Source organism: Microbacterium sp. GQ128 (assembly GCF_059758615.1).
Genome location: NZ_JCAXDY010000002.1, coordinates 840,158 through 862,553, shown reverse-complemented (window position 1 = coordinate 862,553; position 22,396 = coordinate 840,158). Strand labels below are relative to the sequence as shown.

The 22,396-nt window shown below is 69.6% G+C and carries 22 protein-coding genes; 9 read left to right on the top strand and 13 right to left on the bottom strand.

Features of this window, described 5'->3' with window-relative positions:
- Positions 1 to 2 precede the first annotated feature (2 nt).
- A complete protein-coding gene (locus tag AC6CHX_RS10150; protein WP_498272712.1) occupies positions 3 to 974 on the bottom strand; it encodes an electron transfer flavoprotein subunit alpha/FixB family protein in 972 nt (323 codons plus the stop codon).
- A 1-nt stretch (position 975) separates the two neighbouring features.
- Positions 976 to 1,752 carry an electron transfer flavoprotein subunit beta/FixA family protein gene (locus AC6CHX_RS10145; protein WP_498272711.1) on the bottom strand — a complete coding sequence of 259 codons (777 nt, stop codon included), beginning with the start codon at positions 1,750 to 1,752 and terminating at the stop codon, positions 976 to 978.
- 140 nt (positions 1,753 to 1,892) lie between these two features.
- Between AC6CHX_RS10145 and AC6CHX_RS10140 the strand changes: the two genes are divergently transcribed.
- Both AC6CHX_RS10140 and AC6CHX_RS10135 read left to right on the top strand, forming a co-directional pair.
- Positions 1,893 to 2,429: a MarR family winged helix-turn-helix transcriptional regulator gene (locus tag AC6CHX_RS10140; RefSeq protein ID WP_136040610.1), complete on the top strand. Its 537-nt coding sequence runs from the start codon at positions 1,893 to 1,895 to the stop codon at positions 2,427 to 2,429.
- Positions 2,430 to 2,483: 54 nt separating this feature from the next.
- Positions 2,484 to 2,927, top strand: coding sequence for a YdeI/OmpD-associated family protein (locus AC6CHX_RS10135; RefSeq protein WP_498272710.1), 444 nt, complete (start codon positions 2,484 to 2,486; stop codon positions 2,925 to 2,927).
- A 96-nt stretch (positions 2,928 to 3,023) separates the two neighbouring features.
- On the opposite strand, the gene AC6CHX_RS10130 is transcribed toward AC6CHX_RS10135, so the two are convergent.
- The 4 genes from AC6CHX_RS10130 to AC6CHX_RS10115 form a co-directional block, all read right to left on the bottom strand.
- A complete protein-coding gene (locus AC6CHX_RS10130) occupies positions 3,024 to 3,800 on the bottom strand; it encodes an enoyl-CoA hydratase-related protein (RefSeq protein WP_498272709.1) in 777 nt (258 codons plus the stop codon).
- Positions 3,801 to 3,964: 164 nt separating this feature from the next.
- Positions 3,965 to 4,852 carry a 3-hydroxyisobutyrate dehydrogenase gene (mmsB, locus tag AC6CHX_RS10125; RefSeq protein ID WP_498272708.1) on the bottom strand — a complete coding sequence of 296 codons (888 nt, stop codon included), beginning with the start codon at positions 4,850 to 4,852 and terminating at the stop codon, positions 3,965 to 3,967.
- Positions 4,849 to 6,030 (bottom strand): acyl-CoA dehydrogenase family protein, encoded by a 1,182-nt coding sequence (locus tag AC6CHX_RS10120; protein WP_498272707.1) that lies wholly within the window; start codon positions 6,028 to 6,030, stop codon positions 4,849 to 4,851. The genes mmsB and AC6CHX_RS10120 overlap by 4 nt, the downstream gene beginning before the upstream one ends.
- Positions 6,031 to 6,067: 37 nt before the next feature.
- Positions 6,068 to 7,570, bottom strand: a complete 1,503-nt coding sequence (locus tag AC6CHX_RS10115) for a CoA-acylating methylmalonate-semialdehyde dehydrogenase (protein ID WP_498272706.1) — start codon at positions 7,568 to 7,570, stop codon at positions 6,068 to 6,070.
- Between the two features lie 418 nt (positions 7,571 to 7,988).
- On the opposite strand from AC6CHX_RS10115, the gene AC6CHX_RS10110 reads away from it, so the two are divergent.
- Positions 7,989 to 8,573, top strand: coding sequence for an antibiotic biosynthesis monooxygenase (locus AC6CHX_RS10110; RefSeq protein ID WP_136040623.1), 585 nt, complete (start codon positions 7,989 to 7,991; stop codon positions 8,571 to 8,573).
- 1 nt (position 8,574) lies between these two features.
- On the opposite strand, the gene AC6CHX_RS10105 is transcribed toward AC6CHX_RS10110, so the two are convergent.
- The 6 genes from AC6CHX_RS10105 to AC6CHX_RS10080 all read right to left on the bottom strand — a co-directional run bounded on the left by AC6CHX_RS10105 (position 8,575) and on the right by AC6CHX_RS10080 (position 15,691).
- The gene (locus tag AC6CHX_RS10105; RefSeq protein WP_498272705.1) at positions 8,575 to 10,056 is read right to left on the bottom strand and encodes an MFS transporter; all 1,482 of its coding nucleotides are present in this window, start codon (positions 10,054 to 10,056) and stop codon (positions 8,575 to 8,577) included.
- Between the two features lie 155 nt (positions 10,057 to 10,211).
- Positions 10,212 to 11,345, bottom strand: a complete 1,134-nt coding sequence (locus tag AC6CHX_RS10100; protein WP_498272704.1) for a bifunctional 2-methylcitrate synthase/citrate synthase — start codon at positions 11,343 to 11,345, stop codon at positions 10,212 to 10,214.
- A gap of 77 nt (positions 11,346 to 11,422) precedes the next feature.
- On the bottom strand, positions 11,423 to 12,331 hold the full coding sequence (gene prpB, locus AC6CHX_RS10095; RefSeq protein ID WP_498272703.1) for a methylisocitrate lyase: 909 nt from the start codon (positions 12,329 to 12,331) through the stop codon (positions 11,423 to 11,425).
- 124 nt (positions 12,332 to 12,455) lie between these two features.
- Entirely contained in the window at positions 12,456 to 13,982 is a 1,527-nt protein-coding gene (locus tag AC6CHX_RS10090; RefSeq protein ID WP_498272702.1) for an MmgE/PrpD family protein, read from the bottom strand.
- A 3-nt stretch (positions 13,983 to 13,985) separates the two neighbouring features.
- On the bottom strand, positions 13,986 to 14,651 hold the full coding sequence (locus tag AC6CHX_RS10085) for a GntR family transcriptional regulator (RefSeq protein ID WP_498272701.1): 666 nt from the start codon (positions 14,649 to 14,651) through the stop codon (positions 13,986 to 13,988).
- Between the two features lie 38 nt (positions 14,652 to 14,689).
- The gene (locus tag AC6CHX_RS10080; RefSeq protein ID WP_498272700.1) at positions 14,690 to 15,691 is read right to left on the bottom strand and encodes an EamA family transporter; all 1,002 of its coding nucleotides are present in this window, start codon (positions 15,689 to 15,691) and stop codon (positions 14,690 to 14,692) included.
- A gap of 39 nt (positions 15,692 to 15,730) precedes the next feature.
- On the opposite strand from AC6CHX_RS10080, the gene AC6CHX_RS10075 reads away from it, so the two are divergent.
- From AC6CHX_RS10075 to AC6CHX_RS10050, 6 genes are all read left to right on the top strand, one after another.
- Positions 15,731 to 16,267, top strand: coding sequence for a CGNR zinc finger domain-containing protein (locus AC6CHX_RS10075; protein WP_498272699.1), 537 nt, complete (start codon positions 15,731 to 15,733; stop codon positions 16,265 to 16,267).
- A 329-nt stretch (positions 16,268 to 16,596) separates the two neighbouring features.
- Positions 16,597 to 17,172, top strand: a complete 576-nt coding sequence (locus AC6CHX_RS10070; RefSeq protein ID WP_498272698.1) for a glucose-6-phosphate isomerase family protein — start codon at positions 16,597 to 16,599, stop codon at positions 17,170 to 17,172.
- A 9-nt stretch (positions 17,173 to 17,181) separates the two neighbouring features.
- Positions 17,182 to 18,672 carry a xylulokinase gene (gene xylB, locus AC6CHX_RS10065; RefSeq protein WP_498272697.1) on the top strand — a complete coding sequence of 497 codons (1,491 nt, stop codon included), beginning with the start codon at positions 17,182 to 17,184 and terminating at the stop codon, positions 18,670 to 18,672.
- The gene (locus AC6CHX_RS10060) at positions 18,672 to 19,679 is read left to right on the top strand and encodes an NAD(P)-dependent oxidoreductase (protein WP_498272696.1); all 1,008 of its coding nucleotides are present in this window, start codon (positions 18,672 to 18,674) and stop codon (positions 19,677 to 19,679) included. The genes xylB and AC6CHX_RS10060 overlap by 1 nt, the downstream gene beginning before the upstream one ends.
- Positions 19,676 to 20,632, top strand: a complete 957-nt coding sequence (locus tag AC6CHX_RS10055) for a shikimate dehydrogenase (RefSeq protein WP_498272695.1) — start codon at positions 19,676 to 19,678, stop codon at positions 20,630 to 20,632. The genes AC6CHX_RS10060 and AC6CHX_RS10055 overlap by 4 nt, the downstream gene beginning before the upstream one ends.
- Positions 20,632 to 21,603, top strand: a complete 972-nt coding sequence (locus tag AC6CHX_RS10050) for a phosphotriesterase family protein (protein WP_498272694.1) — start codon at positions 20,632 to 20,634, stop codon at positions 21,601 to 21,603. The genes AC6CHX_RS10055 and AC6CHX_RS10050 overlap by 1 nt, the downstream gene beginning before the upstream one ends.
- Positions 21,604 to 21,657: 54 nt before the next feature.
- Here AC6CHX_RS10050 and AC6CHX_RS10045 read toward each other — a convergent pair whose 3' ends face one another.
- Positions 21,658 to 22,239: a VOC family protein gene (locus AC6CHX_RS10045; protein WP_136043260.1), complete on the bottom strand. Its 582-nt coding sequence runs from the start codon at positions 22,237 to 22,239 to the stop codon at positions 21,658 to 21,660.
- Positions 22,240 to 22,396: the final 157 nt, after the last annotated feature.

The window sequence follows — 22,396 nt, the reverse complement described above, 5'->3', positions numbered from 1 at the left end:
GACTACTTCTTCCGCGCCTCGAGTGCGGCGATCACCTTCGGGACCACCGCGAACACGTCGCCGACGATGCCGAAGTCGGCGACGTCGAAGATCGGCGCCTCCGGGTCTTTGTTGATCGCGACGATGTTCTTCGACGTCTGCATGCCCGCGCGGTGCTGGATCGCTCCCGAGATGCCGAGGGCGACATACAGCTGCGGCGACACCGAGACGCCGGTCTGGCCGACCTGGTGCGACTGCGGGATGTATCCGGCGTCCACGGCGGCCCGTGACGCACCGACGGCGGCACCGAGCGCATCGGCGAGCTCTTCGACGAGCACGAACTTCTCCTTCGACGCGAGACCGCGCCCACCGGAGACGACTCGCGTGGCTCCGCGGAGCTCGGGGCGGGAAGAGGCGACCTCGACCGCCTCCACCGGACCGGCGGTCGCTGCGACCGCACCGGATGCCGTGACCGCGAGCGCCCCGACCCGGGGTGATGCCACCGCCTCGGCGCGGGCATCCACGGCCCCCTGACGCACCGTGATCACGGGCGTGCCGAACGTGGGCGCGGAGTCGACGAGGTAGGCCCCGCCGTAGACCGAGTGATGGGCGACGATGCCCTCATCGTCGCGGGAGACGCCGACGGCATCCACCGACAGCGCGCTCTTCGTGCGCACGGCGAAGCGGCCGGCCACGTCGCGCCCGGTGATCGAGTTCGAGATGAGCACGGCGTCGGGGTGCACCTGTGCCGCCGCGGCCTCCAGGGCATCGACGATCGGAACCGTGAGCGACGACGGATCGCCGTCGGCGGTCAGCACGACGCTCGCGCCGGCCGCTGCGGCCTGGTCGACCGCAGCCTGGCTTCCGCCGACGATCAGCGCGATCGGTGCGCCGACCTGCGAGGCCGCGCCGAGGAGCCCGGCCGTGCTGCTCGCGGCGTTGCCGGACGGGTCGACGTCGACGAGGACGAGGATCGGGTTCTCGGGGTACGTCATCTCACACCAGCCTGTTCTGCACGAGGTACTCGACGAGCTTGTCGGCCGCGTCGCCTTCATCGGTGATCTTCACGCCGGCGGCCCGCGGGGGCTTCTCGGACACGGCGGTCATGATCGTCCGAGGTGCCGCCGACGGATCGGCCGAGACGTCGAGGTCGGCGAGCGAGAGCACCTCGAGGGGCTTCTTCTTCGCCGCCATGATGCCCTTGAAGTTGGGGAAGCGCGCGTCGGGGAGCGCCTCCGTGATCGAGATCACCGCGGGCAGCGGGGCCGAGACCGGCTGTCCACCGGCGTCGGCGGCGCGGGTGCCGGAGACCTCGGAGGCCGTGATCTCGACGGAGCTGAGCGCGGTGGCCTGGGCGAACCCGAGGTGCTCCGCGAGCATCGCCGGGATGACACCACCGGAGCCGTCGGTCGAGAGGTTGCCGGTGATCACGAGGTCGGGCGCGCCGCGGCGGATTGCAGCGGCGAGCACTTCGGCGGTGAGACCGAGGTCGGCGCCGGCCAGCTGCTCGTCGGCGATGTGCACGGCCGATGCGGCACCGATCGCGAGTGCGCGTCGCACCGAGGCGGTCGAAGCAGCGGGGGCCATCGACAATGCCACCACCTCCGTGCCCTCGTTCTTGTCGGCATAGCTGAGCGCGACTTCGAGAGCTCGCTCCGTGATCTCGTCGAGGACGACATCGCCGGCGGCACGGTCGGCGAGTCCCGTCTCGAGATTCAGCTTGCGATCGCCATAGGTGTCCGGCACCTCTTTGACCAGGACGAAGATCTTCATCGAATGCTCCTCACGACTGCTGCAATTCTAGACGGCGATACTGAGTTCCAGCTCACCTGCGACCGAGACTCAACGAAGCCCGCGACGGGTGCGTCGCGCGCCATCGCCGCGCCTCGCCCTCGCGCCAGTACCGTAGAGAAATGGCTCGACCTCGTCCGCTCCCCATCGATCCGCTTGCCGAAGCCAAGCGGCAGTGGCTCGCGCACGGATGGACGGATGCCGCCGACGGCATGGCCCTGGTCACCTCGGTCATGCGGGCCCAGCAGCTGCTGCTCGCCCGGGTCGATGCCGCTCTCAAGCCGTTCGCCCTCAGCTTCGCCCGGTTCGAGGTGCTGCGCCTGCTGGCCTTCAGCCGCTCTGGCCGACTCCCCCTGTCGAGCGTCGTCGCCCGCCTCCAGGTGCATCCGACCACGGTGACCAGCACGGCGGAGCGCCTGGTCCGCGATGGGCTCATCGCGCGGGAGCCGCACCCTCACGACGGACGCGCGGCGCTCCTCGCGCTCACGGATGCCGGTCGAGAGCTGGTCGAGCGCGCCACCCAGGCGCTGAATTCCGAGGTCTTCGCCGACCCCGGCATGAGCCACGACGATGCCGCCGAGCTCGTCGCGATCGTCGCCCGCCTCCGCAAGGACGCCGGCGACTTCGCGGATCCGCGCCCGCAGCCCGACGCCCTCTGACATGGCGCGGTTCGTGCTCGCGGAATTCGGGAGTCCCGGGCGTACTCTTTCGGCATGAGCGAACTGCGCCTGCACACCGTCCTCACCGGCCGTGGCCCCGCCGCGGCGATCCTGCTCAGCGATGAGGAGGTCGCGTCCTTCGGGGCGGGAAAGGCGTTCCCCGTCGCCGTGACGATCGGCGGACGCACGGCCCGACTGCGTGTGGCCCGCATGGGCAGCGAGAACATGATCGGCTTCAGCAAGGCCGCGCGCACGGACCTCGGGCTCGAGATCGGCCAGGAGATCGATGCCGTGATCCGCGTGGATTCCGCCGAGCGCACGGTCGACGTTCCCGCCGAGCTCGCCGCCGCATTGGATGCCGACCCCGCGGTGGGCGCCGCCTTCGACGCCCTGTCGTACTCCGTCCGCAAGGAGCACGCCCGCTCCGTCGCCGAGGCGAAGCAGGATGCGACCCGTGAGCGCCGCATCGCGAAGATCGTCGACGCCCTCCGCGGCTGAGGCCGTGCACAACTCCGCAGAAATCCTCCCGACGTGAGCGCCGAGGCAGCGCGGAGGCCGGCCCGACGACTTTTCTGAGGAGTTGTGCACGGGCGGTCAGCGGTTCTGGAAGTCGGGCGCCCGCTTCTCCCGGAAGGCCGACATGCCCTCCTTCTGATCTGCGGTGTCGAACAGCGCGGCGAACGCCTGCTTCTCGTGAGCGAGCCCCTCGGCCAGGGTCGTCTCCATCGCGGCATCCAGTGCGGCCTTGGCGGCGTAGACCGACGGCAGCGACTTGGAGGCGATGGTCTCGGCGAGTTTCTCGGCTTCCGCCGGAAGCTCGGATGCCGGCACGACGCGGGAGACGAGCCCGGCGCGCTCCGCCTCCTCCGCACCCATGAACCGCCCGGTGAGCACCAGCTCGGCCGCCTTGTAGTAGCCGACCGCGCGGATCAGGCGCTGCGTGCCGCCCATGCCGGGGATGACGCCGAGGTTGATCTCGGGCTGGCCGAACTTGGCGTTGTCGGCGGCCAGGATGATGTCGCACATCATCGCGAGCTCGCACCCACCACCGAGGGCGAAGCCGGAAACGGCCGCGATGACCGGCGTGCGCACGGCGGCGAACTCATGCCAGACACCGAAGTGGTCGGTCTCGAGCATCTGCGCCGCGGACATGCCCTCCATCTCCTTGATGTCGGCACCGGCGGCGAAGGCCTTCTCGGATCCGGTCAGCACGATCGCTCCGACACCCTCGTCCACATCGAAGGCGACCGCCGCGGCGGTGACCTCTTCCGCAAGCCGGCTGTTCAAGGCGTTCAGCGCCTCGGGACGGTTCAGGGTGATCCACCCGACCCGTCCGCGCTGCTCGACCAGGATCGTCTCGTACTCGGTCATATCGCCTGCCTTCGTGTCGTGTCGTGTCGTGTCGTGTCGTGTCGTGTCCAGTATCGTCCTTCGCCCCGCACCCGCCCACGCCGCGCTGAGGGGTCACATCACGCCGCATACCGCACGGGGGGCGCGGCGTGTTGTGACCCCTCACGGCCGCGCGAGCACAGGGATCAGACGACGCCGTCGCGGATATCGGTGATGATGCCGGAGAAGTCCCGCGTCGCACCCTCGCCCGCGGCGAAAGCGGCATACAGCTCCTGCGCGAGCCGACCCATACGCGCATCCGTCGAGGTCTGCTCGATCGCCTGCAGCGCGAGGCCGAGGTCCTTCGCCATCAGCGCCCCCGCGAAACCGGGCTGGTAGTCCCGGTTGGCCGGGCTCGTGGGCACCGGACCGGGAACAGGGCAGTTGGTCGTGATCGACCAGCACTGACCGGATGCCTGCGAGACGACGTCGAACAGCGCCTGGTGCTCGAGTCCGAGCCGCTCCCCCAGCACGAAAGCCTCGGCGACGGCGATCTGCGAGACCGCGAGCACCATGTTGTTGCAGACCTTCGCCGCCTGGCCGAGCCCCGGTCCGCCGCAGTGCACGATGCGCTTGCCCATGACCTCGAGCAACGGGAGCGCTGCCGCAAAGTCGTCATCCGATCCGCCGACCATGAACGCGAGCGTTCCGTTCTCGGCGCCGACGACCCCGCCCGAGACCGGGGCGTCGACGTTGCGGTGCCCCGCGGCGAGCGCGAGCGCGTGGGCGGCACGAGCCTCGTCGACGGCGATGGTCGACGACTCGATGAAGAGGGTGTTCGGCCGGGCCGCCGCGAGCAGCTCGGTGCGATACGCCTCGATCACGTGCTTCCCCGCGGGGAACATCGTGATGACGACATCCGCATGGGCCACGGCATCCGCCCCACTCGCCGCCACCGGGATGCCGGCTGCCTGTGCCGCCTCGATCGCCGCGGGGACGAGGTCGAAGCCGTGCACCTCGTGGCCGGCGGCGACTAGGTTCTTCGCCATCGGCAGGCCCATGTGCCCGAGGCCGAGGAACGCGACACGCGTCATGACGCACTCCGCATCGACGTCGAGCCCGCGGGTCGCAGCATCTCGCGTCCGACGATCAGTCGCATGATTTCATTCGTCCCTTCCAGGATCTGGTGCACCCGCAGGTCACGGACGACCCGCTCGATCCCGTAGTCCTGCAGGTACCCGTACCCGCCGTGCAGCTGCAGCGCCCGGTTGGCGACCTCGAAGCCGGCGTCGGTGGCGAACCGCTTGGCCATCGCGCAGCGCATGGTCGCGTCGGGCGCCTGCTCGTCGACCGCCTGGGCTCCGTCGCGCACCATGAGCCGGGCCGCGTGCAGTTCGGTGCGCATGTCGGCGATCGCGAACAGGATCGACTGCTTCTCGGCGAGCGGCTCCCCGAACGCGACCCGCTCATGCACGTACCGCACCGCATTGTCGAGCGCCCACTCCGCTCCTCCGAGCGAGCAGGCGGCGATGTTGAGGCGACCGCCGTTGAGCGCCGACATCGCGATCGCGAAGCCGCGCCCCTCGTCGCCGAGCATGGCGGATGCCGGAACGCGGAGGCCGTCGAAGATCACCTGACGGGTCGGCTGCGCGTGCCATCCCATCTTCTTCTCGAGCGGGCCGAAGCTCAGCCCCTCGGCGTCGCCGGGAACCAGGAACGCGCTGATGCCGCGGGCGCCGGGCTCCCCCGTGCGCGCCATGACGACGTACACGGCGGCTTCGCCGGCACCGGAGATGAACTGCTTCATCCCGGTGAGCACGTAGTCGTCGCCCTCGCGGACGGCACTGGTCGCGACGTTCGCGGCATCCGACCCGACTCCCGGCTCGGTGAGGCAGTAGCCGCCGAACTCCTGCATCGCGGTGAGCTTCGGCAGCCATGCGGCGCGCTGCGTCTCGTCGCCGTAGGTGTCGATCATCCACACGACCATGTTGTGGATCGAGATGTATGCGGCGACCGCCGGATCGCCCTTGGCGAGCTCCTCGAAGATCGCGACGGTGTCGCTGCGACTCAGGCCGGTTCCGCCGAAGTCCTCGCGCACGTAGATGCCGCCGAGTCCGAGCTCGCCGCCGCGGTTGAGCGATTCACGCGGGAAGAGGTGCTTCTCGTCGCGCTCGGCGGCGAAGGGGGCGAGCTCGGCTTCGGCGAACTCGCGGACGGCGGCGAGGATGGCCTCGCGCTCCTCGGCAGTGGTGGTGACGGTGGTCATGGTCATCATGTGTCCTTGTGGGATCTCCTGACGGGACGTGGGGTCAGTGCATGGTGGGGATGACGAAGCTGGCTCCGTCGCGGATGCCCGCCGCGGGCCAACGGCTCGTCACCGTCTTGGTCTTCGTGTAGAAGCGGAAGGCGTCGGTGCCGTGCTGGTTGAGGTCGCCGAAGCCGCTGCGCTTCCAGCCGCCGAACGTGTAATACGCGATCGGCACCGGGATCGGGACGTTCACGCCGACCATCCCCACCTCGACGCGTGCGGCGAAGTCGCGGGCGGCGTCGCCGTCACGGGTGAAGATCGCGACGCCGTTGCCGTATTCGTGCTCGGAGGCCATCCGCAGCGCCTCTTCGTAGTCGGCAGCGCGGGCGATCACCAGCACCGGACCGAAGATCTCCTCGCGGTAGATCGCCATGTCGGTGGTGACGTGGTCGAAGAGCGTCGGCCCAAGGTAGAAGCCCTCCTCGTGACCTTCCACGGTGAAGCCCCGGCCATCGGCGAGCAGGGTCGCCCCCTCGTCGATGCCCTGCTGGATGTAGCCCTCGACCCGTTCGACGGCCGCGCGCGTGACCAGGGGTCCGTAGTCGACGTCGGCCGCGAGCGAGGGACCGATCCGCAGCTGGGCGACGCGCTCGGCGAGCTTGGCGGCGAGAGCATCCGCCGTCTCCTGCCCCACCGGGACCGCGACCGAGATGGCCATGCAGCGCTCGCCTGCCGAGCCGTAGCCCGAGCCGATCAGCGCATCGACGGCCTGGTCGAGGTCGGCATCCGGCATCACGATCATGTGGTTCTTGGCGCCGCCGAAGCACTGGGCGCGCTTGCCGTGGGCTGTCGCGGTCGCGTAGATGTACTCGGCAATGGGCGTGGAGCCGACGAATCCGACGGCACGGATGCGGTCGTCCGTGAGCAGCGCGTCGACGGCCTCTTTGTCGCCGTGCACGACGTTGAGGACGCCGGCGGGGAGGCCCGCTTCGAGGAACAGTTCCGCCAGGCGGACCGGCACCGAGGGGTCGCGCTCGCTGGGCTTGAGCACGACGGCGTTGCCGGCGGCGAGCGCGGGGCCGGCTTTCCAGAGCGGGATCATCGCGGGGAAGTTGAAGGGGGTGATCGCGGCGACGACCCCGAGCGGCTGCCGCATCGAGTACACGTCGATGCCGGTTCCCGCGCCCGTCGAGTACTCGCCCTTCAGCAGGTGCGGTGCTCCGGCGGAGAACTCGATGACCTCGAGTCCGCGCTGGATATCGCCCTTCGCATCGTCGACCGTCTTGCCGTGCTCGCTCGCGAGCAGCTCGGCGAGTGACGTCATCTCGCGCTGCACCAGGTCGAGGAACCGCAGCAGCACACGAGCGCGCTTCTGGGGGTTGGTCGCGGCCCAGGCGACCTGCGCCTCTTCGGCGTTCGCGATCACGCGGCGCACCTCGTCGGTCGAGGCGAGCGGCACACGCGCCTGTACGGCGCCGGTGCTCGGATCGAACACGTCGGCGAAGCGACCGGAGTCAGAGGTGAGAAGCGATCCGCCCACGAAGTGCGGGATAGTACGAGTCATTGTGTGACGTCCCTCCGTGCCGTCGTTGGCACAATGAGGAGTTTAGTCGGAGCACCGGATATTTACTAGGACATCCTTGTATTTGGGCTTCGCGACCCGAGTGCCCCGAATCGCGGTTGTTCGCGCCCCGTTCACCGCCGCGTCATCTCGCCCGGGTACAACTGCAAGTGCGCGGACAGAGACTCAGACCGGATCGGGTGTCACGTCTACCGCGCGCACGGTGAGCGCTCTCGCTCCCGTCGCGGCGCCCACGCCGCGAGACCCCCGCCGAATCGGGTCGGCGGGGGTCCTCTCCGTCCGGGCCGGAAGCGGCCTGCGAAGCCCCGCATCCGAATTAGAATCGACGATGCGCCGCCACCCCTGGCGCATCCGCTTCGGCGTCCCGACCCCGGCCGCCCGTTCCCCCGAGGACCGCACCATGTCCGAACCCCTCACCGTGTCCATCCGCCGCGAAGTCGACCCCGAGCGCATCGTCGAGGCGACAGCCTGGGTGCAGACGGGGGTGAATCTCGCTACGAAGTATCCGGGCTTCCTCGGCTCGGGCTGGGTGCGCGCCGGCGAGGATTCGCAGGTCTGGCACATGCTGTACCGGTTCGCGAGCGAGGACTCGCTCACCGCGTGGGAGCAGTCGGCCGAGCGGGCCTGGTGGCTCTCGATGGGCGAGGGCTTCGTGCGCAGCGAGCGCTCCAAGCGGCGCACCGGCATCGAGGGCTGGTTCGACGAGCCGACCACCGGCACGATCACGCTCCCGGCAGCCGACGGCACGACCGAGACGGTCACCGTCGCCCCCGCTCCCCCGCGTTGGAAGCAGGCGACCTCGATCTGGCTGGGGTTCTTCCCGGTCAACCTCGCGTTCACCTACGCGATGAGCCCGGTGCCGGGATGGAACGAGCTGCCGATCTGGCTCCGCGTGCTCGTCACGACCCTCGTGCTCACGCCGATCATGGCGTACTGGGTGCTGCCGTTCGTCACCCGTTCGCTGCGGAGCTGGCTCGCCCGCTGACTCAGGTCCCCTTCCCCGGCGAGACCCCCTCATCCGGCGAGTCCACGAGCGACAGCGGATCCGCGATGTCCTCGAGCGACTTGCCCGCCGCGCTCACCCCGAAGATGCCGCAGACGACGCCACCGAACATCATGATCGCGGCGCCGAGCACGTAACCCCAGAACAGGGGGCCGCGGTCGCCCGACTCGGCACTCGCGCCGATCAGGGATCCGTAGAGCACCGGAGCGATGGCGCCGACGAGCTGCCCGATCGAGAAGACGTACGAGATCACCTGGCTTCGCAGCTCCAGCGGGAAGATCTCGCTCACCGTCAGGTATGCCGCCGACGCACCGGCCGAGGCGAAGAAGAACGACGCGCACCAGAAGGCCGTGTGCGTGGCCGCATTCAGCGCGCCCGCGTTGAACAGGAACGCGCTGACGAGGAGGATCAGGCCCGCGAGCACATAGGTCGAGAACAGCATCCGCCGCCGGCCCCAGGTGTCGAAGAAGTGCCCGAGGATGAGCGCGCCGGCGAGGTTCCCGACCGCGAACACGATGAAGTACTGCGACGCCGAGGCCGGCGGGGTGTCGTAGAAGTTCTCCAGCACGAGGGCGTAGGTGAAGAAGATCGCGTTGTAGAGGAACGACTGGGTGACCATCATCGTGATGCCGACCAGCGTGCGCCGCGGGTACTTCTTGAACAGCACCTTCGCGATGACGAGGAACGGGACGCTGCCGTACTCCTTGACGGTGATCGCCTTGCTCTCGTCGACCGGTTCGATCGTCTTGCCCTCCTTGCGGATGCGCTCCTCGATCTGGTCGACGTTGCGCTCGGCCTCGTCCTCGCGCCCGTGCGTCATCTGCCAGCGCGGGCTCTCCGGGATGTGACGACGCAGCCAGATGATGAGGAGGCCGAGCACCGGTCCGACGAAGAAGCTGAGGCGCCAGCCGAGGTCGGCGGGGAGGATGTCGGTGTTGAGGAAGAACATGTTCGCCACGGCGCCGAGGGCCGCACCACCCCAGTAGGTGCCGTTGATCGCGATGTCGACGCGACCGCGGTACTTCGCCGGGATGATCTCGTCGATCGCCGAGTTGATGGCCGCGTACTCACCGCCGATTCCCGCGCCCGCCACGAACCGCCAGATGTAGAAGAACCAGGGGGCGAAGGAGAGACCGGCGATCGCGGATCCGACCAGATACACCGCGAGCGAGACGAGGAAGAGGTTCTTGCGTCCGAGGCGATCGGCGAGGCGTCCGAACACGAGCGCACCGAACACCTGACCGAGCAGGTAGCACGTGCCGGCGAGGCCGACCTCGGCCGGGCCCATGCCGAGGGTCGCGGCATAGCCGTTCGCGGCGACGATCTGCACCTCGAGCCCGTCCAGGATCCAGGAGAACCCGAGTCCGGCGACGATCATCCAGTGGAATCGCGACCACGGCAGCCGGTCCATGCGTGCCGGGACGAGTGACCGGACCTCCTTGACGGTGGCGTCGGATGCGGACATGGACCCTCCTTCGTACGCGGGCGAAATCGCCCCGGCATCTGTCTTACTCGGCGGGAGAATTCGTCGCACCGCCTTGACCGCGGGGATCGCACCGCGCTAAGCACGGCAGAAGGCCCCGATGTGCTCGACACATCGGGGCCTTCGGTCACTGCAGGTCAGCTCTCGACGTGCCGTTCATTCGGGCCGTCGTAGTGCGACAGCGGGCGGATCAGCGCGTTCGATCCGGCCTGCTCGATCACATGCGCGGTCCACCCGGTGACCCGCGCGGCCACGAACAGCGGCGTGAAGGTCAGGGTGTCGAATCCGATCAGGTTGTACGCCGGACCCGACGGGTAGTCGAGGTTCGGGTAGATGCCCTTGCGCGCGACGAACTCCGACTCGAGGGCGTCGTAGAGGGCGGCGACCTCGGGCCGGTCGTAGTGCTCCACGAGGGTGTCGAGCGCCGCCTTCATGGTCGGCACCCGGGAATCGCCCTTCTTGTACACGCGGTGGCCGAAGCCCATGATCTTGCGCTTCTCGGCGAGAGCCTTGTCGAGCCAGGGAACCACATTCTCGGCCGTGCCGATGTCGTCGAAGATGTGCAGCACGGCCTCGTTGGCACCGCCGTGCAGCGGACCCTTGAGGGCGCCGATCGCACCGACCACGGCCGAGTAGATGTCGCTCAGGGTCGAGGTGATGACGCGCGCCGTGAACGTCGAGGCGTTGAAGGAGTGCTCGGCGTACAGGATCATCGAGCGGTTGAACGCGTCGACCACGACGTCGTCCGCCTCTTCGCCGAACGTCATCCAGAGGAAGTTCGCGGAGTAGTCGAGGTCGTCGCGCGGCGCGATGATCTCCTGCCCGCGACGCCGACGCTGACCGTAGGCGACGATCGCCGGCAGTGCGGCGAACAGGCGGATGCTGCGCTCGAGGTTCTGCTCCGGGCTGCCGCCGGCGTCGAGCACCGATCCACCGGCACCGGGGTCGGAGGCGCCGATCAGGCTGACCGCGGTGCGCACCTCGTCCATCGGGTGGGCGTCGAGCGGCACCAGGTCGATCGCGGCCTTGACGTTGTCGGCGAGGGCGCGGTGCGTGCGCTCATCGAGACGGAACGCCGCGAGCTCTTCCGGCGTCGGCAGCTCGCCGTTCCAGAGGAGGTAGGCGACGGCCTCGAACGGCTGCGTGTCGGCCAGTTCCTGCACGGGGTAGCCGCGGTACAGCAGGCTGTTCGTCTCGGGGTTGACCTTCGAGATCGCGGTCGTGTCGACGACGACCCCCGCGAGGCCCTTCTTGATGTCCGGCTCGGTCATGGTCACTCCTTCGTGTACTTCGACTCGTCGCTTCGCTCCTCGCTCAGCAACCGGGTCGGATGTCCGCTTCGCTGCGCTCAGCGACCGGTGTTGTCGACTGTGAAGTTGAAGACGCCGGAGTCGAAGTGGTTGTACGACTCGTAGTCGATCAGATCGTAGAGATCGGCGCGGTGCTGCATCTCGCCGAGCTTCGAGGTCAGGTGCCCCTCTTCGTTCAGAGTATCCAGTGCACGGCCCGCTGCCCCCATCGAGATGCGCAGCAGCGACACCGGCCAGATGACCAGGTTCACGCCGGCGTCCCGCAGCTGGTCCGTGGAGAACAGCTCGCTCTTGCCGAACTCGGTCATGTTCGCCAGGATCGGCACGTCCAGCGCCTCGGCCATCGCCTCGAACTCGGCGAGTGTGCGCATCGCCTCGGGGAAGATCGCGTCGGCACCGGCATCCACCAGCGCCTTGGCACGGTCGATCGCCGCATCCAGACCCTCGATCGCGCGGATGTCGGTGCGCGCCATGATGAGGAAGTTCTCGTCGCGGCGGGCGTCGGCGGCGGCCCGGATGCGCTTGATCGCGGTGTTCTCGTCGACCACGGCCTTGCCGTCGAGGTGGCCGCAGCGCTTCGGGTTGATCTGGTCCTCGATGTGCGTGCCGGCGAGGCCCGCGTCTTCGAGTTCCTGGATCGTACGGGCGACGTTCATCGGTTCGCCGAAGCCGGTGTCGGCGTCGACGATCGCGGGCAGGTCGGTCATGCGGGCGATCTGCTTCGCACGTCCGGCGACCTCGGTGAGCGTCGTGAGGCCGATGTCGGGCAGGCCGAGGTCGGCGGAGAGCACGGCGCCGGAGATGTAGACCCCGTCGAACCCCTTCTGCTCGATCAGGCGGGCGCTCAGCGGGTTGAAGGCCCCGGGGAAGCGCAGCAGTTCGCCGCTCGCGAGCCGCTCCCGGAACAGCCGCCGCTTCTCGGCGGGCGTGACGGTGGAGTACAGCATCAGAGGTTCCTTCCCTTTCGGGCGGCCGGTGCACAACTTCGGAGATCGGATGCGACACGCCGGGGGACGGAAGCCCCGGCCGGTGCGTCGCCCGCCATCTCCGAAGTTGTGCGGGGGTACAGCATCAGAACAGTCCCGCAGGGGCAGGGGCGGCCTCGAGCAGCCCGGGCTTCGCGACGATCGACAGCTCGCCGACCTCGGCAGCCGTCAGCTCGGGCAGGCGCTGCACGAGGGCCAGGAACCGCTCGATCTCGGCGGGCTCGAGCACGGGCTCGGCGAGCAGACGGAACTTCGCGATGTAGTTCTCACGCGCGAAGGGACGTGCTCCGAGCGGATGCGCATCGGCCACGGCGATCTCGTCGACCACGGTCGAACCGTCGGTGAGCCGGATCTCGACGCGACCGCCGAAGGCCTTCTCGTCGGGGTCTTCGGAGTGGTAGCGGCGCGTCCACTCGGCATCCTCGGCCGTGGTGACCTTGTGCCACAGCGCGACGGTGTCGGCGCGGCCCGCACGCTCCGGCGTGTAGGAGTCGACGTGGTGCCAGCCGCCGTCCTGCAGCGCCACCGCGAAGATGTACGGCACCGAGTGGTCGAGCGTCTCGCGCGACGCGGTCGGGTCGCACTTCTGAGGGTCGTTCGCCCCCGAGCCGATCACATTGTGGGTGTGGTGGCTGGTGTGGATGACGATCGAGTCGATGTTCGCGGGGTCGCGGAGTGCCGGGTTCGAGGTTCCGAGCTTGCGGGCGAGGTCGATGAGCGCCTGGGCCTGGTACTCGGCCGAGTGCTCCTTCGTGTACGAGTCGAGGATCGCGCGCTTGGGCTCGCCCGCAGCGGGCAGAGGCACGTCGTAGGAGGCGTCCTTGCCGTCGAGCATCCAGGCGATCACGCCGTCTTCGCCTTCGTAGATCGGCGCCGGGCTGGTCTGGCCGCGCATCGCCCGGTCGACCGCTTCGACGGCCATCTTTCCGGCGAAGGCCGGGGCGTGCGCCTTCCAGGTCGAGATCTCGCCCTTGCGGCTCTGACGCGTGGCGGTCGTGGTGTGCAGGCCCTGTCCGACGGCCTGGTAGATCGTCTCGACGTCGAGGCCGAGGAGGGTGCCGATGCCGGCGGCGGCCGATGTGCCGAGGTGGGCGACGTGGTCGATCTTGTGCTTGTGCAGGCAGATCGCGCGCACCAGGTCCATCTGGATCTCGTAGCCGGTCGCGATGCCGCGAACCAGTGCCCGACCGTCCTTGCCGACGTGCTGCGCGACCGCGAGGATCGGTGGGATGTTGTCGCCCGGGTGCGAGTATTCCGCGGCCAGGAACGTGTCGTGGTAGTCGAGCTCGCGCACGGCCACGCCGTTCGCCCAGGCCGCCCACTCGGGGCTGGTTCGGTGGTCGAGAGCCGCGCCGAACAGGTTCGCGCCGACGCCACCGGTCGAGACGGGGTGGCTGAACGCCTGCGCGCGGGCGGCGTTGATCGGTGCGCGGGTCAGGGATGCCGCGGCCACCGAGGCGTTGTCGATGATGCGGTTGATGATCATGTCGACGACGTCCTGATCGACCTCGACCTGGTCGGCGGCGACCTCGGCGATCTTCCAGGCGAGCTGGTCTTCGCGCGCGAGGTTCTCGGAGCTCGCGTACACACGGACGTGGTGGGAGACGGTCATTTCTTATCCTTCACGGTTGCTGGAGTCGAGGGAGTCGAGGATGCCGGCGAGGGCATTGTGCAGGTGCACGTGGGTGGCGTGGGCGGCGAGGTCGCCGTCGCGGGCGGCGAGCGCCTCGGCGATCGTGCGGTGCTCGGCGGCGGAGGCTGCGAGCCGAGCCGGCTTGTCGCGGGCCATCCGGCGCACACGCACGAGGTGCGTGCGCACGGTGCGCAGGGCCGAGGCGATGTAGTCGTTGGCGACCGCCGCGTCGAGGGCGGCGTCGAACCGAGCGATCAGGGCGTAGTAGGCGTCACGACCTGCGGGACCGGCGAGGTCGACGTGCGCGAACTCGTCGGCGAGCTCGGCGAAGAGATGGGCATCCCCACGCACGGCGGCCAGGCGCGCAGAGCTCTCCTCGAGCGCGCGGCGGATCTCGAAGAGCGAGCGGATGTCGTCGGCATCCAGATCGGCGACCACGGTGACGCGCGGCGACTGCTGCACAACGAGCCCGTCGGCCGCGAGCCGGCGAAGGGCCTCGCGCATCGGGGTGCGGCTGACGCCGAGGCGCTCCGCCTGCTCGACCTCGCCGAGCACGAACCCGGCGGGAAGCGCGCCGGACTGGATGTCGTCGAGCAGGGCCGTGTACGCGCGATCACTCGCGGAGAGGCGCTCGACGGCAAGAGTCATGCCCTCAGTGTATACATAAAGGGGCTCCGCCTGGCGCTTCAGTCTTTGGGAGCCGGCTCCCGGTATACATTGTGTGTGGCAGGGTCGGGCTCCATGAACTCCGGAGCGACGGGCTCACCGAGCTTGACCACCACGACACCCACGAGCACGAGCACTCCGCCGAGAGCCTGCAGCAGGTCGGGAAGCTGTCCGAGCAGCAACCACCCGAACAGGAGCGCGGCCACGACCTCGGCGAGCGCGACGAAGGAGGCGAGCCGCGAACCCAGCATCCGCGTCGAGGCGATGCCGAGCAGATACGCGAGCGCTGTCGCGACGACGCCCATCGCCAGCACGGGCACGAACCAGGGCACACTGCCGAACCGGTAGGCGATGTCATCGGTCGTCCACGCGATCGGCAGGACGCCGATCGCCCCGGCGGCGGCGAGCCCGAGCGCCCCGAGCAGCAACCCGCTTCCCGCGAGGGCGACCGGAGGCAGCCCCGTATCAGCCTTGGCCGACAGCACGAAGTAGGCGGCGGCCCCGACCATCGCGCCCAGAGCCCACAGGATCCCGGCCACGTTCACGTCGGCTCCGGTGAGGATGTCGAGCATGAGCACCAGCCCGACGAAGGCGATGGCTGCGCCGATGACGCTCTTGCGACTCGGGCGCTCGCCCCGCCGGATCCAGAGCCACAGCAGCACCGCGACCGGCGCCGTGTATTCGATGAGCAGGGCCAGCCCCACATCCATCACGGCCACGGCCTGGAAGTAGAAGAGCTGGGTGGCGGCGACCGCGAACAGCCCGTACGCCAGGATCATGCCGGCATTGCGACGCAGCAGCCCCCATCTTCCTCGGAGAGACACGAGCGTCGGAACGAGCAGCACGAGGGCGGCGACCCCGATGCGCGCGAGGACCGCGGCCCCGGGCGTCCACCCCGCGTCGATGAGCCCGCGTGCCCACCCGCCCGACATCCCGAAGGACAGCGCCGCTGCGATGGCGAGCGGCAACCCCCAGCGCGCGCCATGCGGCATTCCGAGAGTGTCATTCCTCACCTTGCTCATGATCGATGACGCTACGCGCGGGGAATGTAAGATGTCAACATGATCTTCACCGATGACACGGAGGAGGGCCTCCGCGCGGCCGTCTGGCTCGCCAACTCGGCCGAAGACCCCGACACACTGGTCGACATCGAGGACGAGATCGCGTTCCTGCGCGAGTTCCCGTACACCGGTCGGCTCGACCACGATGCAGAAGAGCTCGCCTCGCTCCGCCGCCTTCGCCCGCGACTGCGCGCCATGCTGCTCGCACCGCGCGACGAAATGGCCGCACTCGTCAACGACGCCCTCGCCGAGTCCCGGCTCACGCCTCGACTGCTCCGTCACGACGGTGCCGACTGGCATCTGCACGCCGTGGCCGACGACCATCCGCTGGCCGAGCGCGTGCTGATCGAGACCGCGATGGCGCTGATCGACGTCATCCGCTCCGACGAAGGATCGCGCCTCACCGTGTGCGACGACGACACGTGTCAAGCGGTCGCGCTCGACCTCTCGCGCAACCGCTCGAAACGGTACTGCTCCACCACCTGCGCGAACCGCAACGCCGTCGCCGCGTATCGCGCGCGCCGCGCCGGAGCCTAAGCCGGCGCGGCTCCGGCCGACCTCCACGGCCCGACCCCCACGCTCCGGTCGCCCCCACCCTCCGGGGACTCCCACGCTCCTCCACGCTCCGGTCGCATTTCGTGCCGGATTCTTCGCGATCAGGCGGCACCAACTGCGACCGGAGCAGCAGCACGCAGCACCAACTGCGACCGGAGGGCCACCGCCGACACCGCGGCGCGTCGCGCGCAGATGCGCGTTGCGGATCGCGCGCGAGCGCAGCCCCTCTGGACGCAACCTGTCATAACAGGTACAGTGAACCTGTCATTACAGGTTGCGCAGCGCCGCAGCATCCGTTACGAGGAGCACCGATGCCCGAGTTCCACACCCCGCCGATCTCTCCGATGGCGATCACCTTCGACGCGGAGAGGCTGACGCTCTCACCCGAAGGACCGACCCTCACCCGGCGGATGTCCGACCTCGAAGGACTTTTCCTCGACGCGGATGCCTGGGCCGCAGCATCCGTCGGCGAGAACCCGGTGGTCTACACGGTCGTCAGCTCCCCCGTGCCCGAGGCCGACCGCGAGCTGCCCCAGTCGATCACCACGATCATGCCCGGCGACACGGCCGGCGAGCTCTGGATGACGAAGGGCCACCAACATCCGGATCATCAGGGCGAGATCTACCTGGCACTCAAGGGCCGGGGCGGACTGCTCATGTTCGACGGCGAGCGCACCGAGTGGATCGACATGCTGCCCGGCACGATCGGCTACATCCCCCCGGGCTGGGCGCACCGCTCGGTCAACGTCGGCGACGAGCCCTACGCCTTCCTCGCGGTCTACCCGGGAGGGGCGGGGCACGACTACGGATGGGTGCTGGAGCACGGCATGGGTTCGCGGGTCTACCGCGCGACCTCCGGCGTCGACCTGCGTCCCTACGCGGAATAGGCTCCGGCCATGATCATCGCGCACGACCTGGGCACCACCGGGAACAAGGCGTCGCTGCACCACGACGACGGCCGTCTGATCACGGCGGTCACGGTCCCCTACCCCGCGCACTTCGCCGCGGGTGGCGTCGCCGAGCAGAATCCCGTCGACTGGTGGGACGCCGTCGTCGAGGCCACACGCGATCTGATCGCCCGCACCGGCACGGCTCCGACCGACGTCGCCGGACTCGTGGTGAGCGGTCAGATGATGGGCGCCGTCCTGCTCGACGCGGACGGCGAGCCTGCCCGCCCGGCGATCATCTGGGCCGACACCCGGTCCGGTGCGCAGCAGCGCGAGCTCGAGGCCGCGATCGGCGCCGAGCGCGCCTACGGCATCCTGGGGCACCGGCTCAACCCCACGTACTCCGTCGAGAAGATCATGTGGGTGCGCGACAACGAGCCGGACACCTGGGCGCGCGTGCGACGCGTGTGCGTCGCGAAGGACTTCATCGTGCTGCGCCTCACCGGGCGCCTCGCGACCGACCGCTCCGACGCATCCGGCACGAACGCCTACGACCAGGCGACCGGTACGTGGTCGGCGGAGGTCCTGCACGCCGCGCGCCTCGACCCCGCACTGTTCCCCGAGATCCTGGAATCCACACAGATCGCCGGCACGCTGACGGATGCCGCCGCCGAGGCACTCGGCCTGCCCGCGAGCGCCCGCGTGGTGATGGGAGGCGGCGACGGTCCGATGGCCGCCGTCGGCTCCGGCATCGTCGCACCGCAGGATGGCGCCTACGTCTGCCTGGGCACATCGTCGTGGATCTCATTCGCCGCCGACGCCCCGCTGCACGACCCCGCGATGCGCACCTTCACGTTCGACAACGTCGTGCCCGGATCGTTCGTGCCCACTGCCACCATGCAGGCGGGCGGAGCCTCGGTGCAGTGGATCGCCGAGGCGCTCTCCCCCGACCCCGCACACCCCGAGACCCCACGCCTGACGGCCGAGGCCTCGGCCGCCGTCGACACCGACGACCTCTACTTCCTCCCCTACCTCCTCGGCGAGCGTTCTCCGATGTGGGATCCGGATGCCCGGGGCGCGTTCGTCGGCCTCGCCCGACACCACGGCAGGTCGCACCTCGTGCGGGCCGTGCTCGAGGGCACCGCGTTCAACCTGCTCAGCTGCATCCAGGCGTTCCGCGAAGCCGGTGCCACGATCGACCGCATCGACGCGGTCGGCGGCGGAGCGCAGAGCGATGTGTACCTCTCGGTGCTCGCGGACGTGTGGGGCGTGCCCGTGCGCCGCCGGACGATCGTCGAAGAGGCGAACAGTCTCGGCGCCGCCGTCACCGCCGCGGTCGGGCTCGGTCTCACCGACTTCTCGGCCGCGCGCGCTCTGAGCGAGGTCACGGCCGAGTTCACCCCGGATGCCGCCCGTCACGCCGTCTATGCCGACCGGCACACCCGCTTCGTCGACGCGTACACGGCGCTCGCTCCGTGGTTCGCCGGACGGCCGCGCTGATGAGCGTCATCCTCGTCACCAGCCGCTCGTTCTCGGACGGCGACCTCGACCTCGTCGAACGTGCAGCTCAGGCCGGGCACCGCATCCTCCGGGGACCCGCGCACCACGACCTCGACGAGCTGCGGTCGCTGCTGCACGGTGCCGATGCCTGGATCGCGGGCACCGGAGCCGTCACGGATGCGCACTTCGCCGCGGCTCCGAAGCTCAAGGTGCTCGCCCGCTACGGCGTCGGCACCGAGTCGGTCGACCTCGCGGCTGCGAGAGAGCGCGGCATCCCGGTGACCAACACCCCCGGCGCCAACGCCGACGCGGTCGCCGATCACGCCGTCGGCCTCATGCTCGCCGCGCTCCGCTTCGTGCCGGACGGAGACCGCCGCGTGCGCGTCGGCGATTGGAGCGTGCGTCGCGGGCGGGAGCTCGGCGCCGCGACCGTCGGGATCGTCGGCTTCGGGCGCATCGGACAGGGGGTCGCCGCACGGCTGAGCGGCTTCGGGTCGCGCGTGCTGGCGGCCGATCCGTTCCTTCCCGACGAGGTCGTGCGGGCTCGCGGTGCGGAACCCGTCGCGATCGACGACCTGTTCCGCGCCGCTGACGTCATCACGCTGCACGCCCCGGGCGGGCAACGGCTCGTCGACGCCGACCGTCTCGCCGGCATGCGACGGGGAACCATACTGGTCAACACCGCCCGCGGCGACCTGATCGACGAGGCGTGCGTGGCCCAGGCGCTGCACGACGGCACTCTCGCCGGTTACGCGGCCGACACCCTCGACGGCGATACGGCTGCCCACGACAGTCCGTTGCTCGCCCCGGAACTCGCCGACCGCGTGATCGTCACCCCGCACCTCGGCGCGCAGACCACCCAGGCGGTCGACAACATGGGCTCCCTCTCGCTCGCCGATGTGATCGCGATCCTCGCAGGGCTCGAGCCCACCCACCCCGTCCCCGTCCCTGTCCCCGTCCCCGTCCCCGTCCCCGTCCCCGTCCCCGTCCCCGAGGAGACCCGATGACCACCACCGACGCCGTCAGCATCGCGCCCGCCACGGCATCCGCCGACTACATGGGCTTCGTCGGTGTGACCACCGCGTCGTCGTCGATCATGAAGGTCTTCCCGCTCTGGGCCGACATCCTGCACCTGCCGACCCGCACCCTGGTCGGCCACGACCTGCCGATGGATGCCGATTCCGCGCAGTACCGCGCCATGGTGGAGCAGATCCGCGACGACCCGCATCACCGCGGGGCCCTCGTGACCACGCACAAGATGAACGTGTACGCCGCGGCCGCCGACCTCTTCGACGAGCTCGACCCGTTCGCGGTGTCGTGCTCCGAGATCTCCAGCATCTCGAAGCGCGGTCCGATCCTGTCGGGCCGGGCCAAAGACCCGATCACGGTCGACCTCGCGCTGAACGACTTCCTTCCCGCCGACCACTTCGCCCGCACCGGAGCCGAGGTCGTGATCCTCGGGGCCGGCGGCTCGGGCACCGCGCTGAGCTGGGCCCTGGCCGAACGCGACGACGCCCCGGCGAAGATCACGGTCACTGCCCGCACGCAGGACAAGCTCGACCACCTGCGCGAGGTGCACCGCCAGCACGGCACCCGCGAGGGGCTGATCGAGTACGTCGTGACCGCATCCCCCGCAGACGCCGATGCGCTGGTGGCCGCCGCCCCCGCCGGTTCCGTGATCGCCAACGCGACCGGGCTCGGCAAGGACCGGCCCGGCTCACCCCTGAGCGATGCGGTGGTTTTCCCCGAGGGCGGGTACGCGTGGGAGTTCAACTACCGCGGCTCGCTCGAGTTCCTCCACCAGGCCGAGGCGCAGGCATCCGCACGTGGGCTGCACGTCGTCGACGGCTGGCGCTACTTCATCCACGGCTGGTCGCAGGTGGTGGCCGACGTGTTCGAGCTCGACCTGACCCCCGAGATCGTCGAGCAGCTCGCCGAGGCCGCGGAGTCGGTGCGCTGATGCCCGCCGTCGTCCGAACCGTGCTCGGCGACATCGACCCGGCGCTCCTCGGGCGGGTGGACTATCACGAGCACCTGTTCCAGGTGTCGCCGCTGCTGCCGGGCGATGAGCTCGACGACGAGAAGGCCTCGGGAGAAGAAGCGGCTCTGCTGCAGGCGAGCGGGTTCGAGGCCATGGTGGACGCCACGCCGTTCGGCCTCGCGCGCGCCCCGGGAGCGCTCGCCCGGATCAGCGCCTTGACCGGGCTCCGCATCGTCGCGACGACCGGACGACACCGTGAGGCCCACTACGACGCGGACCATCCGATGCAGGCGTGGACCGCCGATCGGTTGGCCGCGCTGTTCATCGCCGACATCACGCGCGGAATGCCCGCCGACGACGCGGAGATCTTCGAAGCACCGGAGGTGCCCCTGGCCGCAGCGCCCGATGGCGGCCCGGTGCGCGCAGGGATGCTCAAGGGCGGCGCCGACTACTGGCGCATCAGTCCGTTCGAGCGCACCACCCTGCTCGCCGTCGCCGAGGCGCACCGCGCGACGGGCGCTCCGGTCATGGTGCATCTGGAGTTCGGCACGGCGGCACACGAGGTGCTCGACCTGCTCGTGTCCGAGGGAGTGGCAGCCGACCGTGTCGTGCTCGCGCATGCCGACCGCGACCCCGACCCCGGCCTGCACGCGTCGCTGGCCGAACGCGGGGCTCACCTCGGCTACGACGGCTTCGCTCGTCCGCGCACCCGCTCCGACGCGGAGCTGCTCGCCCTGACGGTCGCGGTGGTCGAGCGCGGCGCCGGTCATCGGATCGTGCTCGGCGGCGACGTCGCCCGGCGCACGCGGTACATCGCCTACGGCGGCATGCCCGGACTCGCCTACCTCGGCGACCGCTACCTCCCCCGCCTCCGCGCGGCCGTGGGCGACGAGGCCGTGCACCGGATGCTCGTGACCACCCCGGCCCAGCTGCTGGCCCTCGCGCCCTGATCAGGTTCGTCGCAGCTCACCTTCCTCCTCTGCCGCCTCCGACGACCACGCCATTCAGCGATCGAGCCGGGGATCCCGCAAAGATGCCATCGCCTCGACGAGGCTTTCGTGGATGTACTCGAGCTCGGGCGAGGTGAAGCTCGACCAGTCCTCTTCGGCGGCACCGTGATCGTCCGCCTCTTCACCGTCCCCAGAGCCACTCCACGAGGCGGCGTCCGCTCCGTCGGCATCCCACACCTGCTCCTGCGGAACATGGGCGTAGACCCACCAGAGGTTTCCCGAAGGATCGGCGAAGCGCGAGAACGTGTCTCCGAAGAAGTCCGTCGGCCTCGTCACGATACGGGCGCCGAGTCCGACGGCTCGTGCGAGCGTTCCCTCGACGTCGTCGACGTACACCTGGATGAATCCCGGGGTGAAGGGCCAGTCGGGCTTTCGGTCGGCGACGGTGATGACGGAATCGCCGATGCGCAGCTCGGAGTGCAGGATCAGGCCGTCGGTGTCGACGGTGCGGGCCTCGGGGACGTCGGTCGCCTCGAAGACCTCGATCACGAAGTCGATGATGCGGGCGGCGTCATCGGTCATGAGGAAGGGGTTGACGGTGTTCGATCCGGCAGGGAGGGCGGGTGTGCTGCTCATGGTGGGTGTCCTTTCGTCGAGATCACTCTGACAGCCGCCCCGGACAGATCCTGACCTCGATTCCCGGACTCGATCGTCGAACTCCGACCACCGGCCCGTGCACCCGTCGGGAGAAAGCACACATGTCGGGCGAATCGCCGGGGCTCCTTCCTGCATA

Bases quoted from the DNA above. Each gene is read 5' to 3' on its own strand.
- AC6CHX_RS10115 (WP_498272706.1), bottom strand. From the start codon at position 7,570: ATGACTCGTACTATCCCGCACTTCGTGGGCGGATCGCTTCTCACCTCT.
- AC6CHX_RS10145 (WP_498272711.1), bottom strand. From the start codon at position 1,752: ATGAAGATCTTCGTCCTGGTCAAAGAGGTGCCGGACACCTATGGCGAT.
- AC6CHX_RS10055 (WP_498272695.1), top strand. From the start codon at position 19,676: ATGACCACCACCGACGCCGTCAGCATCGCGCCCGCCACGGCATCCGCC.
- AC6CHX_RS10110 (WP_136040623.1), top strand. From the start codon at position 7,989: ATGTCCGAACCCCTCACCGTGTCCATCCGCCGCGAAGTCGACCCCGAG.
- AC6CHX_RS10075 (WP_498272699.1), top strand. From the start codon at position 15,731: ATGATCTTCACCGATGACACGGAGGAGGGCCTCCGCGCGGCCGTCTGG.
- AC6CHX_RS10050 (WP_498272694.1), top strand. From the start codon at position 20,632: ATGCCCGCCGTCGTCCGAACCGTGCTCGGCGACATCGACCCGGCGCTC.
- AC6CHX_RS10045 (WP_136043260.1), bottom strand. From the start codon at position 22,239: ATGAGCAGCACACCCGCCCTCCCTGCCGGATCGAACACCGTCAACCCC.
- AC6CHX_RS10150 (WP_498272712.1), bottom strand. From the start codon at position 974: ATGACGTACCCCGAGAACCCGATCCTCGTCCTCGTCGACGTCGACCCG.
- AC6CHX_RS10100 (WP_498272704.1), bottom strand. From the start codon at position 11,345: ATGACCGAGCCGGACATCAAGAAGGGCCTCGCGGGGGTCGTCGTCGAC.
- AC6CHX_RS10120 (WP_498272707.1), bottom strand. From the start codon at position 6,030: ATGACCATGACCACCGTCACCACCACTGCCGAGGAGCGCGAGGCCATC.
- AC6CHX_RS10140 (WP_136040610.1), top strand. From the start codon at position 1,893: ATGGCTCGACCTCGTCCGCTCCCCATCGATCCGCTTGCCGAAGCCAAG.
- AC6CHX_RS10060 (WP_498272696.1), top strand. From the start codon at position 18,672: ATGAGCGTCATCCTCGTCACCAGCCGCTCGTTCTCGGACGGCGACCTC.
- prpB (WP_498272703.1), bottom strand. From the start codon at position 12,331: ATGCTGTACTCCACCGTCACGCCCGCCGAGAAGCGGCGGCTGTTCCGG.
- AC6CHX_RS10090 (WP_498272702.1), bottom strand. From the start codon at position 13,982: ATGACCGTCTCCCACCACGTCCGTGTGTACGCGAGCTCCGAGAACCTC.
- AC6CHX_RS10130 (WP_498272709.1), bottom strand. From the start codon at position 3,800: ATGACCGAGTACGAGACGATCCTGGTCGAGCAGCGCGGACGGGTCGGG.
- AC6CHX_RS10085 (WP_498272701.1), bottom strand. From the start codon at position 14,651: ATGACTCTTGCCGTCGAGCGCCTCTCCGCGAGTGATCGCGCGTACACG.
- AC6CHX_RS10105 (WP_498272705.1), bottom strand. From the start codon at position 10,056: ATGTCCGCATCCGACGCCACCGTCAAGGAGGTCCGGTCACTCGTCCCG.
- AC6CHX_RS10070 (WP_498272698.1), top strand. From the start codon at position 16,597: ATGCCCGAGTTCCACACCCCGCCGATCTCTCCGATGGCGATCACCTTC.
- mmsB (WP_498272708.1), bottom strand. From the start codon at position 4,852: ATGACGCGTGTCGCGTTCCTCGGCCTCGGGCACATGGGCCTGCCGATG.
- AC6CHX_RS10135 (WP_498272710.1), top strand. From the start codon at position 2,484: ATGAGCGAACTGCGCCTGCACACCGTCCTCACCGGCCGTGGCCCCGCC.
- AC6CHX_RS10080 (WP_498272700.1), bottom strand. From the start codon at position 15,691: ATGAGCAAGGTGAGGAATGACACTCTCGGAATGCCGCATGGCGCGCGC.
- xylB (WP_498272697.1), top strand. From the start codon at position 17,182: ATGATCATCGCGCACGACCTGGGCACCACCGGGAACAAGGCGTCGCTG.